This is a genomic window from Geodermatophilus arenarius (assembly GCF_042654585.1).
GTDB lineage: Bacteria > Actinomycetota > Actinomycetes > Mycobacteriales > Geodermatophilaceae > Geodermatophilus > Geodermatophilus arenarius.
Genome location: NZ_JBHSGR010000004.1, coordinates 161,902 through 174,163 on the forward strand (window position 1 = coordinate 161,902; position 12,262 = coordinate 174,163).

Below are 12,262 nucleotides of genomic sequence, written 5' to 3' on the forward strand. Positions count from 1 at the left end.
GGCCGCGGGTCAGCCGAGCTGGCGGCGGACCTCCGCGGCCACCCGGGCGCCCTCGGCCCGGCCGGCGACGGCCGCGTTGGCGGCGCCCATGACCCGGCCCATGTCCTTCATGCCGCTCGCGCCGGTGCGGGTGATCGCGTCGGCGACGATCGCGGCGAGGTCGGCGTCGTCGAGCTGGGCGGGCAGGTAGGCGGCCACCACCTCGCCCTCCGCGCGCTCGCGGCCGGCCTGCTCGGCACGGCCGGCCCCGTCGAACGCCTCGGCCGCCTCGCGGCGCCGCTTGGCCTCGCGCCGCAGCACCGCGAGCACCTCGTCGTCGGACAGCTCCCGGGCCTCCTTGCCCGCGACCTCCTCCGCGCTGACCGCCGCGAGCACCATCCGCAGCGTCGCGGTGCGCAGCTCGTCGCGGCTCTTCATGGCGGTGGTGAGGTCGGCGCGCAGCCGGTCCTTCAGGTCAGACACGCCCTCAGCCTGGCACGACGCCCTCCGTCCCGGCCGCCGGGGCCGATCACGGCCCGTAGGCTCGGGCCCGTGCGCTGGTACACCGCCCTGCCCACGGCCACCCTCGCCGCGGGCGCCTCCACGGTCGCCTACGCGTCGCTGTACGAGCGCAACCGCTGGACGCTGCGCCGCTTCGACGTCCCGGTGCTGGCCCCCGGCTCGGCGCCGCTGACCGTGCTGCACCTGTCGGACCTGCACATGACCGCCGGGCAGCGCTCCAAGCGCGACTGGGTGGCGGCGCTGGACGGCCTCGAGCCCGACCTCGTCGTCGACACCGGGGACAACCTGGCCGGGACCGACGCCGTCCCGACGGTGCTGCAGGCGCTGGACCCGCTGCTGGACCGGCCCGGGGCCTTCGTCACCTCGTCCAACGACTACTTCGGGCCGCGGCCGAAGAACCCGCTCAGCTACCTCACCCGTCCCGACAAGCGGGTGCACGGCACCGAGCTGCCCTGGCGCGACCTGCGCGACGGGCTGACCGGCCGCGGCTGGCTGGACCTCACCAACGCCCGCGGGGAGCTGACCGTCGCCGGCCGGCGGATCGTGTTCGCCGGCTGCGACGACCCGCACATCCGGCGGGACGACTACGACGCCGTCGCCGGCCCGGCCGACCCGGCGGCGGACCTGCGCATCGGGGTCGTCCACTCCCCCGAGCCGCGGGTGCTCGACCGCTTCGCCGCCGACGGCTACGACCTGCTGCTGTGCGGCCACACCCACGGCGGGCAGCTGCGGGTGCCGTTCTACGGCGCGCTGGTCACCAACTGCGGCATCGACCGGGACCGGGTCCGCTGGCTGCACCGCTGGGCCGAGCCCGCGCCGGGGCGGCCGAACGGCACCTGGCTGCACGTCTCGGCGGGCCTGGGCACCAGCCCCTACGCGCCCGCCCGGTTCGCCTGCCCGCCCGAGGCGACCCTGCTCACGCTGACGGCGCGGCCGGCCTGAGGAGGGACCCCCTGCCCCCCGCCACCGGCAGGCTCGGGGCGGGACCCTGCAGGGGGGCCACGGGAACGGGACGGTACAGTGGTCGAGGCACCGGGGTGTGGCGCAGCTTGGTAGCGCGCGTCGTTCGGGACGACGAGGCCGCAGGTTCAAATCCTGTCACCCCGACTCCAGTCGAGGGGGCCGCCGGGAGGCGGCCCCCTCGACCGTTCCGGGGCCGTTCCGGTTGAGTCCGGTCCGCAGCGGGCACCGTCGGACCCGATGACCGAGTGGCTGCTCCTCCTCGCCGCCGTGGTGCTCACGGCACTCACCGGCTTCTTCGTCGCGGCCGAGTTCTCCCTCACGACGGTCGACCGCGGCCGCGTCGAGGAGGCCGCCCGCGCCGGCGACTCCCGGGCCGGCGGCGTGGCGACCGCGCTGCGGACCCTGTCGACCCAGCTGTCGGCCGCCCAGCTCGGCATCACGCTGACGACGCTCGTCGTCGGCTACCTGGCCCAGCCCGCGATCGGCCAGCTGCTGCACGGCCCGCTCGAGGCGCTCGGCCTGTCCCAGGCGGCGGCCACGGGCGTCTCCTACGGCCTGGCGCTGGCCCTGGCGACGACGCTGCAGATGCTGCTCGGCGAGCTCGGGCCGAAGAACCTGGCCATCGCCGACCCGCTGGGCATCGCGAAGGTCGTGGCGCCGGGGATGCGGGCGTTCACCGCGGTCGCGGGCGTCGTCGTCAACTCGCTGCAGCGGCTGGCCAACGCGATCGTGCGCCGGCTGGGCTTCGAGCCCCGCGAGGAGCTGGACTCCGCCCGCGGCGCCGAGGAGCTGGCCGCGGTGGCCCGCCGGTCGGCGGCCGAGGGCGACCTCTCCCCCGTGGCCGCCCGCCTGCTCGAGCGCTCGCTGGGCCTGCGCGCCAAGTACGCCACCGACGTCATGACGCCGCGGACCCGGCTGTGGACGCTGCGCGCCAGCGCCACCGCCGCCGACGTCATCACCGCGGCCACCGAGTCGGGCAACTCGCGCTTCCCGGTCTACGGCTCCGACCTCGACGAGGTCACCGGGGTGGTGCACGTCAAGCGCGCGGTCGCCGTCCCGGAGGCCGAGCGGGGCCGCCGCACCGCCGGCGAGCTGGCCGACCCGGTGCTCGCCGTCCCCTCGTCCCTGCGGCTGGAGCGGCTGCTGGACCTGCTGCGCGAGCAGGGCCTGCAGATCGCGCTGGTGGTCGACGAGTGGGGTGCCACGCACGGCGTGGTGACGCTGGAGGACATCGTGGAGGAGCTGGTCGGGGAGATCACCGACGAGACCGACCGGCCGCTGCGCACCATGCGCCGGGTCGACGACGTGCGGTGGGTGCTGTCCGGGCTGCTGCGCCCCGACGAGGTGCTCGACCGCACCGGCATCGCGGTGCCCGAGGGGCGGTACGAGACGCTGGCCGGGTTCCTCGCCGAGCGGCTGCAGCGGCTGCCCGAGGTCGGCGACTGCGTCGAGTTCGACGGCGCGCGGCTGACCGTGCAGAGCCTCGACGGCCGCCGGGTCGCGCGGATCCTGGCCGAGCGGACGGTGGTGCTGCCCCCGGGCGCCACGGCCTCGCGGGTGCGGCAGGAGGCGGCGGCGTGAGCGACGTCGTCAGCCTGCTGGTCCTGGTCGGCCTGCTGCTGGGCAACGCGTTCTTCGTGGCCGCCGAGTTCGCGCTGGTGTCCGCGCGGGTCGACCAGATCGAGCCGCGCGTCGCGGAGGGCTCCGCGCGGGCGGCCAGGACGCTCGCCGCGATGCGCAACGTGTCGCAGAACATGGCGGGCGCCCAGCTGGGCATCACGCTGTGCTCGCTGGGCCTGGGCGCCGTCGGCGAGCCCGCCGTCGCCCACCTCATCGAGGCGCCGCTGCACGCGCTCCACGTGCCGGACGCGCTGCTGCACCCGATCGCGCTGGTCATCGCGCTGGCGCTGGTGACCGTGCTGCACATGGTGCTCGGCGAGATGGTGCCCAAGAACATCACGATCGCCGGGCCGGACCGCGCGGCGATCGCGCTCGGCCCGCCGCTGGCCACCTTCACCCGGCTGCTCAAGCCGGTCATCTGGTTCTTCAACACCACGGCCAACGGCTTCGTGCGGCTGTTCGGCGTCACGCCCACCGACGAGGTGGCGGCCAGCTTCGACGAGGCCGAGATCCGCTCGATGATCACCCAGTCGCGGCGCGAGGGGCTGCTGGGCACCGAGGTCAGCGCACTGGCGGCCGGCGCGCTCACCTTCGAGCAGCACACCGTCGAGGACGTGCTGCTGCCGATGGACACCGTCGTCACGGTGCCGCGCTCCACCACGCCGCGGCAGCTGGAGGCCGTCGTCGCCGAGCACGGTTTCAGCCGCTACCCGGTGCAGGGCGGGGACGGCTCACTGGTCGGCTTCGTGCACGTCAAGGACGTGCTGGGCATCGACGCCGCCGGGCGCGACCGGCCGATCCCCGACGAGCACGTCAACCGGCTGGTGCCGATCGCGCCCGGCACCGGGCTGCCCGAGGTGCTGTCGGAGATGCGCGCGCAGGGCGCCCACCTCGGCGGCGTGGTGGACGCCGGCGGCGGGGAGCGGCGCACCGTGGGCCTGGTGGCACTGGAGGACGTGCTGGAGCTGCTGATCGGCGACGTCCGCGACGCCGCCGCCGAGGCCGCGGCCGAGCAGGCGCGGGTGATGGCCGGGCGGGCCGGCCGCGGCTCCCGGGGCGGGCAGCCGGCCGGTGCGGGCGCCGGGGGAAGATGAGCGGGTGAGCGCCCCCGTCCTGTCCCCGGAGGTCACCGCCCGCTGGCAGGCCCGCTTCCGCGCGCCCCGTGTCAGCCTGCCCGACTGGGCGCTGCACGCGCCGCAGCGCTGCCTGTACGCCTCGGACGTCAGCGGCGTCGTCGAGCAGTACGCGTGGGACCGCACCACCGACGCGCACCGCCAGGCCACCGACCGGCCCAACGGCACGCTGATCGGCACGCTGTCCCCCGACGGCGAGACGATCTGGTGGTTCGCCGACACCGACGGCGACGAGTTCGGCGTCTGGATGGTGCAGCCGTTCGCGGGCGGCGAGGACCGGGTCGCCGTCCCGGAGGTCGGGCCGGCCTACCCGGCCGGACTGGAGATCGGCTCCTCGCTCGTGGCGATCGGCCGGTCCACCGACGACGGCAGCGAGCTGTGGCTGGCGCCTGCCGGCGGGACGCCGCGGGTGGTCTACCGGCACGAGGACCCCGCCTCGGTCGACGCCCTCACCCTCGACGACGAGCTGCTGGTCATCTCGCACTCCGAGCACGGCGACCCGCGCTACCCCGCGCTGCGGGTGCTGCGGACCGCCGACGACTCGGTGGTGGCCGAGAAGTGGGACGGCGAGGGCCGCGGCCTGCACGCGCTGGAGTTCGCCCCGCTGCCCGGCGACCGGCGGCTGCTGGTCGGCCACGAGCGGCGCGGCCGGGAGGAGCTGCTGGTCTGGGACGTCGCGGCCGACACCGAGACCGAGATCGTGCTCGACCTGCCCGGCGACGTGACCGCCGGCTGGTACGCGGACGGGTCGGCGCTGCTGGTCGGCCACGACCACGCCGCCCGCAGCGAGCTGTACCGCTACGACCTGGCCACGGGTGAGCTGGAGCGGCTGGACACCCCGTCCGGCGTCGTCCGCGGGGCCACCGCGCGCCCGGACGGGACCGTGGAGCTGGCCTGGTCGTCGTCGGAGCGCCCGCCGGTGATCCGCCGCGCCGACGGGCCGGTGGTGCTCGCCGCGCCCGGCGAGGAGCCACCGGCCGCGCACCCCGTCGAGGACCGCTGGGTGCCCGGCCCGGGCGGGGACGTGCACGCGCTCGTCGTCCGGCCGGCCGGGCAGGCGCCGTACGCGACGGCGTTCCTGGTGCACGGCGGCCCCGAGTCCGCCGACGACGACTCCTACCGCGCCCGCCGCGCCGCCTACGTCGACGCCGGCTACGCGGTCGTGCACGTCAACTACCGCGGCTCCACCGGCTACGGCAGCGCCTGGCGGGACGCGCTGACCGGCCGGCCCGGGCTCACCGAGCTCGAGGACGTCGCCGCCGTCTACGACGCGCTGGCCGCCGAGGGCTTCCTCGACCCGGCGCGGGCGGTGCTGACCGGCGGCTCGTGGGGCGGCTTCCTCACCCTGCTGGGCCTGGGCACGCAGCCCGAGCGCTGGGCCGCGGGCATCGCCGAGGTCCCGGTGGCCGACTACCTGGCCGCCTACGAGGACGAGATGGAGGGCCTGCGGGCCTACGACCGGGCGCTGTTCGGCGGCTCCCCCGACGAGGTGCACGAGCGCTACGTGCGGTCCTCGCCGATCACCTACGTCGAGCAGGTGCGGGCGCCGGTGCTCGTCGTCGCCGGGGCCAACGACCCGCGCTGCCCGATCCGGCAGATCGAGAACTACCTCGCCGAGCTGGAGCGGCTGGGCCACCCGCACGAGGTGTACCGCTTCGACGCCGGCCACGGCTCGCTGGTCGTCGAGGAGACGATCCGGCAGGTCGAGACGGCGCTGTCGTTCGCGCTCCGGCACGTCACACCGTGACGTGTGGTCCTGGGCGCGGAGACCTCCCGCCCGGGACCAGGGATCGGCTCAACGGCGGTCGGGGACGGCCCCTGGCCGCGGTGTCGGCCGGTGGGCCGACGGTGTCGTCGCCCTGACGGGCAGGAGCGCGACGACGGCGAGCGTCGTCAGCAGGTAGAGGTCCTCGACCACGAGCCCCGGGACGCCGAGGTCGTGGTGGTGGCCGGGGTCGGCCTCGGCGAACCAGATCGACGACGACGCCAGCACCAGCCCGGTGACGACGGCGAGCGCCGCGGCGGCCCGGCGCCCGGACAGCCGCCCCGGCGCCGCCGGGCTGCCGGCGGCGACGTCCACGAGGACGATCAGCGCGGGCACCAGCCAGACGAAGTGGTGCGACCAGGCGATCGGGCTGACCAGGCAGGCGGCCAGGCCGGTGAGCGCCACGCCGGCCAGGTCGTCACCGGCCCGGGCGGCCCGCACCGCGCGGGTGAGCACCAGCGCGAGGACGGCGACCGCGAGGACCAGCCACAGCAGCCGCGGCGGCTGCGCGGGGTCGGTGAGCCGCGCCAGCCCGCCGAGCAGCGACTGGTTGGAGGTCTTGTCCAGCCGGCCCACCCGCTCGGTCTGCCACAGCGTCCCGGTGAAGAACCGCCACGACGTCGCCGGCGCGACGGCGAACGCCAGCCCGGTCGCGAGCGCCGCGGTGCCGGCGGCGACCGCCGCCGCCCGCCGGCGCCGCGTCAGCAGCAGGTAGACGACGAACAGCCCGGGCGTGACCTTGAACGCGGCGGCCAGGCCGATGCCGGCGCCGGCCCACCGCCACCCGCGGCGCAGCGCGGCGACGTCAGCCAGCACCAGCGCGAGCAGCAGCAGGTTGACCTGGCCGAAGCCGATCGTCTCCCGCACCGGCTCGAGCACGAACACCACCGGCAGCGCGGCCGCGACGGCGAACGCCGGCGGCCACCCGTGCCGGCGGGCCGGCGGGACGACCAGCCACGCGGTGACCCCGGCCAGCACCAGCAGGTTGAGCCCGGCGTGCACGGCCGCGACGGCCTCGATCGGCAGCAGCGTCATCGGCAGCACCGCCAGCGCCGCGAACGGCGGGTAGGTGAAGCCGTAGTCGGTGCGGCCGAAGGTGTAGTCGTAGAGCGGCCGGCCCGAGCGCCACCACTCGACGGCGCCGTCGTACACCCGCAGGTCGAACCAGTTGTGCCAGGGGTCGTTGGGCCCCAGCGCCGAGACCAGCCCGGCGAGCACCGCCAGCCCGAGGACGACGGCGACCTGCGCGGCGACCCGCCACCCGGCCCCCGGACGGCCGACGGGTGCCACTCCGCTCAGCGCCGGAGCAGCAGCTCGGCGATCTGGACGGTGTTCAGGGCCGCGCCCTTGCGCAGGTTGTCGTTGCTCACGAAAAGCACCAGTCCGCGGTCGTCGTCGACGCCCTGGTCCTGCCGGACGCGCCCGACGTAGCTGGGGTCCTGGCCGGCGGCCTGCAGCGGCGTCGGGACGTCGGTGAGCTGCACGCCCGGCGCCCCGGTGAGCAGCTCGGTGGCGCGGGCGACCGGCAGCGGCCGGGCGAACTCGACGTTCAGCGACAGCGAGTGGCCGGTGAAGACCGGCACCCGCACGCAGGTGCCCGAGACGCGCAGGTCGGGGATGCCGAGGATCTTGCGGCTCTCGTTGCGGAGCTTCTGCTCCTCGTCGGTCTCCAGCGAGCCGTCGTCGACGACGCTGCCGGCCAGCGGCAGCACGTTGAACGCGATCGGGCGCACGTACTTCTGCGGCTCGGGGAAGGCCACCGCCGCGCCGTCGTGGGTGAGCTCGGCGGCCTTGTCGACGACCGCCTTCACCTGCCCGTCGAGCTCCTCGACGCCGGCCAGGCCGCTGCCGGAGACCGCCTGGTAGGTGCTGGCGACCAGCCGGACCAGCTGCGCCTCGTCGTGCAGCGGCTTGAGCACCGGCATCGCGGCCATCGTGGTGCAGTTCGGGTTGGCGACGATCCCCTTGGGGATCTCGGCCAGCGCGTGCGGGTTGACCTCGGCGACGACGAGCGGGACGTCGGGGTCGCGGCGCCAGGCGGAGCTGTTGTCGACGACGGTCACGCCCGCCTCGGCGAACCGCGGCGCCTGCGCCCGCGAGGTGCGCGCGCCCGCGGAGAACAGCGCGACGTCGAGCCCGGACGGGTCGGCGGTGGCGGCGTCCTCGACGGTGATCTCGCCGTCGCCCCAGGGCAGGGTGCTGCCGGCGCTGCGGGCGCTGGCGAAGAACCGCAGCTCGGCGAGCGGGAACTGCCGCTCGGCGAGGATCCGGCGCATGACGGCGCCGACCTGGCCGGTGGCGCCGACGATCCCGACCCGCAGGCCGTCGTCGGAGAAGGTGGTCCCCTGCTGTGTCATCGTCCGGTCCCTCCGTAGACCACGGCCTCCTCCTCGTCGGTGCCGAGGTCGAAGGCGTCGTGCACCGCGCGGACGGCGAGGTCGACGTCGGTGTCGCGGCAGACCACGGAGATGCGGATCTCCGAGGTGCTGATGAGCTCTAGGTTGACGCCGGCGTCGGCCAGGGCGCCGAAGAAGCGGGCCGAGACGCCGGGGTGGCTGCGCATGCCGGCGCCGACCAGGCTCACCTTGCCGATGTGCTGGTCGAAGCGGACGTCGCTGTAGCCGACGGTGTGCTTGACCTTCTCGAGCGCGGCGATCGCGGCCGGGCCGTCGCTCTTGGGCAGCGTGAAGGAGATGTCGGCGAGCTTGCTGGCCTCGGCCGACACGTTCTGCACGATCATGTCGATGTTGATCTCGGCGTCGGCCAGCACGCGGAAGATCTGCGCGGCCTCGCCCGGCCGGTCCGGGACGCCGTAGACGGTGATCTTGCCCTCGCTGCGGTCGTGCGCGACGCCGGTGATGATCGCCTGTTCCACGCTGAGGTCCTCCATCGAGCCGGTCACCACGGTGCCGGGGAGCTGTGAGTAGGAGCTGCGGACGTGCACCGGGATGCCGTAGCGGCGGGCGTACTCGACGCAGCGGAGCATCAGCACCTTCGCGCCGGAGGCCGCGAGCTCGAGCATCTCCTCGTAGGTGACCGTCTCCAGCCGCCGGGCGTTGGGGACGATCCGCGGGTCGGCGGTGAAGACGCCGTCGACGTCGGTGTAGATCTCGCAGACGTCGGCCCGCAGCGCCGCGGCGACGGCGACCGCGGTGGTGTCCGACCCGCCGCGGCCGAGCGTGGTGACGTCCTTGGTGTCCTGGCTGACGCCCTGGAACCCGGCGACGATGACGACCGAGCCCTCGTCCAGCGCCGAGCGCAGCCGGCCGGGCGTGACGTCGATGATCCGCGCCTTGCCGTGGCTGGAGGTCGTGATCACCCCGGCCTGCGAGCCGGTGAACGACCGGGCCTCGTAGCCGTGCGTGCTGATCGCGATGGCCAGCAGCGCCATGGAGATGCGCTCGCCCGCGGTGAGCAGCATGTCCAGCTCGCGGCCGGGCGGGTCGTCGGTGATCTGCGCGGCCTGGTCGAGCAGCTCGTCGGTGGTGTCGCCCATCGCCGAGACCACGACGACGACGTCGTTCCCGGCCTTCTTCTCCGCGACGATGCGCTCCGCGACGCGCTTGATGTGGGCGGCGGAGGCCACGGAGGAGCCACCGTACTTCTGCACGACGAGGGCCACGGGTCCACAGGCTACCGATGCCGGCCTCCTCCCCCGTGAATCAGCCCGGCGCGGTCCCGTTGCGTCCGGCCGCCGCGGGCGATGTGATCACCGGGTGACCGCTCCCGAGGACTGGCTGCTCAGTGCCGAGGAGCGGGGCAACGCGGCCACGGCGCTGCCGGCCTGGACCGAGGGCAACCTCGCCGTGCCGCTGGTGCACGGCGCCACCTACTTCGACCGGCTGGTCGAGTGCGTCGAGGAGCTCGACGAGGGCGACCACCTCTTCTTCACCGACTGGCGCGGCGACCCCGACGAGGAGCTGCGCCCCGGCGGGCCGACCGTCGCCCAGCTGTTCACCGAGGCGGTGCGCCGCGGGGTGACCGTGCGCGGCCTGGTCTGGCGCTCGCACGTGGACTGGCTGTCGTTCAGCGCCCGTGAGAACCGGGCCCTGGACCGGGAGGTCGAGGACGGCGGCGGTCTGGTGGTGCTCGACCAGCGGGTGCGCCGGATGGGCAGCCACCACCAGAAGCTGGTCGTCTGCCGGCACGACCAGGACCCGACCAGGGACACCGCCTTCGTCGGCGGGATCGACCTGTGCCACAGCCGCCGCGACGACGCGGACCACCGCGGTGACCCGCAGACGCTGCCGATGGCCGCGGCGTACGGCCCCACCCCGCCGTGGCACGACGTGCAGCTGATGGTCCGGGGTCCGGCGGTCGCGGCCGTGGACACGGTGTTCCGGGAGCGGTGGGACGACCCCACCGACCCCGACTCGGGCAACCCGATCGCGCACCTCGTCGACCGGCTGCGGCGCAGCCGGATGTTCGCCGACCCGCTGCCGCCCCAACTGCCGCCCCCGCCGCCCGCGGGGCCGCACCTGGTGCAGAACCTGCGGACCTACCCGGCGATCCGGCCGCGCTACGACTTCGCCCCCGACGGCGAGCGGTCGGTCGCCCGCGGCTACTCGAAGGCGATCCGGCGGGCGCGGCGGCTGATCTACCTCGAGGACCAGTACATGTGGTCGGGCGAGGTGGCGGAGCTGTTCGCCCACGCGCTGCGCGAGCACCCCGACCTGCACCTGGTCGTCGTCGTGCCGCGGGTGCCCGACCAGGACGGCGCGATCGCCCAGCGGCCGCAGTACGTGGGGCGGTGGCAGGCGATCGAGATGTGCCGCCGGGCCGGCCGGGACCGGGTGCACGTGTACGACGTCGAGAACCACGAGGGGACGCCGGTCTACGTGCACGCGAAGGTGTGCGTGGTCGACGACGTGTGGGCCAGCGTGGGCAGCGACAACTTCAACCGCCGCTCCTGGACCCACGACAGCGAGCTGTCCTCCGCCGTCCTCGACACCACCCTCGACCCCCGCGAGCCGCGCGACCCGGCCGGCACCGGCGACGGCGCCCGGACCTTCGCCCGCGACCTGCGGCTGGTGCTCGCCCGCGAGCACACCGACCGGGCCGAGGACGGCAGCGAGGACGCCGACCTGCTCGACCCGGCCGCCTTCGTCGCGACCCTCGACGCCGCGGCCGACGCGCTCGACGCCTGGTACGACGGGGGCTGCCGGGGACCCCGTCCTCGCGGCCGGCTGCGGCACCACCGCCCCGAGCGGCTGACGCTGCCCACCCGCCTGTGGGCGACGCCGCTGTACCGCCTGGTCGACGACCCCGACGGCCGTCCTCTCCGCCTCCGCCGCCGCCGGGAGTTCTGAGCTCCCGGACGCCACACCGGGCCCGGCCGGCCGGTCCCGGCGCACCGCGCCCACGGGTCCGACCGGCCGTTCCGCGCGCTCCCGGCTCCGCCCGTGCCGGCCCGGGCAGTGCACCTCCCGAGGGGAGTAGTGCTCTGCCCCCGATACGGACCAGAGCACAAGCACACGGAACCCATCGAGCAGGACCCACCTTCGTGCTCTGCCCCCAGTCGGGGGCAGAGCACGAGCTTCCACAGGAGCACATGCCGCACGCCGCCATCCGGTCAGCCGCTGCAGGCTGCCCCCGTGACCGACTTCGACCTCTCCGGCACCCTGAGGCGGATCCGCAGGACTGCTGACCAGTCCCAGCGCGAACTCGCCCGGACCAGCGGTGTGTCGAAGACGGCGCTCGCCGCGGCGGAGGCGGGGACGCGCGGGCTCGACGCCCGCGCGCTGGCCCGCCTGGCGGCCGTCGCCGGGCTGCGGCTGGCGCTGCTGGACGCCGAGGGGCGGGAGGTGGCGCCGATGGACGGCGCGGCCGTGCGGGACGAGGGCGACCGGCACTTCCCCGCGCACCTGGACACCCGGCACGGCGACGACGGCTGGTGGCACGGGCCGCACCGGTACGACCGCACGCCGGTCACCTACACGTTCACCCGCGACCGGCGGAGCAGGGACGACCGCCGCCGGGTGCGCGGGACCCCGGAGGACCACCAGCTCCCCCGGCCCGGGGACGCCCTGGCCGACCGGGCGGCGGCCCGGCGGGCGGCCGCGGAGAGGGCCCGCGCGGCGGAACGGGAGCGCCTGCGGGCGGCCGGGCTGCTCCCGCCTGCGCCGGAGTTCCGCTGCGTGTGCCCGCCGGCCTGCGACGACCTGCTGCTCGACGAGCCCCCGCCGGCGCCGGGCCGGCCCGCACCGCCCGCTCCGCACGCGCCGGACTGCGCGTGTGGCTGCGACCTCGGCTGACACGCTGCTACCGTGGGCTCCGTGCG

At 75.5% G+C, this 12,262-nt stretch carries 10 protein-coding genes and 1 tRNA gene; 7 read left to right on the forward strand and 4 right to left on the reverse strand.

The annotated features are described in order from the left end of the window. Positions 1-9: 9 nt before the first annotated feature. The gene (locus ACFO3M_RS05745) at positions 10-462 is read right to left on the reverse strand and encodes a GatB/YqeY domain-containing protein (protein ID WP_387987435.1); all 453 of its coding nucleotides are present in this window, start codon (positions 460-462) and stop codon (positions 10-12) included. Positions 463-531: 69 nt separating this feature from the next. On the opposite strand from ACFO3M_RS05745, the gene ACFO3M_RS05750 reads away from it, so the two are divergent. The 5 genes from ACFO3M_RS05750 (at position 532) to ACFO3M_RS05770 (ending at position 5,964) form a co-directional block, all read left to right on the forward strand. Continuing rightward, positions 532-1,443: a metallophosphoesterase gene (locus ACFO3M_RS05750; RefSeq protein WP_387987437.1), complete on the forward strand. Its 912-nt coding sequence runs from the start codon at positions 532-534 to the stop codon at positions 1,441-1,443. 91 nt (positions 1,444-1,534) lie between these two features. After that, positions 1,535-1,608 (forward strand) — tRNA-Pro (locus tag ACFO3M_RS05755). Between the two features lie 93 nt (positions 1,609-1,701). Further along, positions 1,702-3,045 (forward strand): hemolysin family protein, encoded by a 1,344-nt coding sequence (locus tag ACFO3M_RS05760; protein ID WP_387987439.1) that lies wholly within the window; start codon positions 1,702-1,704, stop codon positions 3,043-3,045. Beyond that, entirely contained in the window at positions 3,042-4,178 is a 1,137-nt protein-coding gene (locus tag ACFO3M_RS05765) for a hemolysin family protein (RefSeq protein WP_387987441.1), read from the forward strand. The genes ACFO3M_RS05760 and ACFO3M_RS05765 overlap by 4 nt, the downstream gene beginning before the upstream one ends. Positions 4,179-4,182: 4 nt before the next feature. Beyond that, positions 4,183-5,964: a S9 family peptidase gene (locus ACFO3M_RS05770; RefSeq protein ID WP_387987443.1), complete on the forward strand. Its 1,782-nt coding sequence runs from the start codon at positions 4,183-4,185 to the stop codon at positions 5,962-5,964. 48 nt (positions 5,965-6,012) lie between these two features. On the opposite strand, the gene ACFO3M_RS05775 is transcribed toward ACFO3M_RS05770, so the two are convergent. From ACFO3M_RS05775 to ACFO3M_RS05785, 3 genes are read right to left on the reverse strand one after another with little or no spacing between them, the layout of a single operon-like run. Then, the gene (locus ACFO3M_RS05775; protein WP_387987445.1) at positions 6,013-7,272 is read right to left on the reverse strand and encodes a glycosyltransferase 87 family protein; all 1,260 of its coding nucleotides are present in this window, start codon (positions 7,270-7,272) and stop codon (positions 6,013-6,015) included. 5 nt (positions 7,273-7,277) lie between these two features. Continuing rightward, complete coding sequence (locus ACFO3M_RS05780; protein ID WP_387987447.1) at positions 7,278-8,339, reverse strand: aspartate-semialdehyde dehydrogenase; 1,062 nt, start codon at positions 8,337-8,339, stop codon at positions 7,278-7,280. Continuing rightward, positions 8,336-9,604: an aspartate kinase gene (locus ACFO3M_RS05785; protein ID WP_387987449.1), complete on the reverse strand. Its 1,269-nt coding sequence runs from the start codon at positions 9,602-9,604 to the stop codon at positions 8,336-8,338. The genes ACFO3M_RS05780 and ACFO3M_RS05785 overlap by 4 nt, the downstream gene beginning before the upstream one ends. Before the next feature lie 94 nt (positions 9,605-9,698). Between ACFO3M_RS05785 and ACFO3M_RS05790 the strand changes: the two genes are divergently transcribed. Together ACFO3M_RS05790 and ACFO3M_RS05795 are read left to right on the forward strand one after the other, a co-directional pair. Continuing rightward, positions 9,699-11,291, forward strand: coding sequence for a phospholipase D family protein (locus tag ACFO3M_RS05790; RefSeq protein WP_387987451.1), 1,593 nt, complete (start codon positions 9,699-9,701; stop codon positions 11,289-11,291). A gap of 285 nt (positions 11,292-11,576) precedes the next feature. Beyond that, the gene (locus tag ACFO3M_RS05795) at positions 11,577-12,236 is read left to right on the forward strand and encodes a helix-turn-helix domain-containing protein (protein WP_387987453.1); all 660 of its coding nucleotides are present in this window, start codon (positions 11,577-11,579) and stop codon (positions 12,234-12,236) included. Positions 12,237-12,262 lie beyond the last annotated feature (26 nt).

Coding starts and splice junctions, on each gene's coding strand:
- ACFO3M_RS05760 (WP_387987439.1), top strand. CDS start 1,702: ATGACCGAGTGGCTGCTCCTCCTCGCCGCCGTGGTGCTCACGGCACTC.
- ACFO3M_RS05780 (WP_387987447.1), bottom strand. CDS start 8,339: ATGACACAGCAGGGGACCACCTTCTCCGACGACGGCCTGCGGGTCGGG.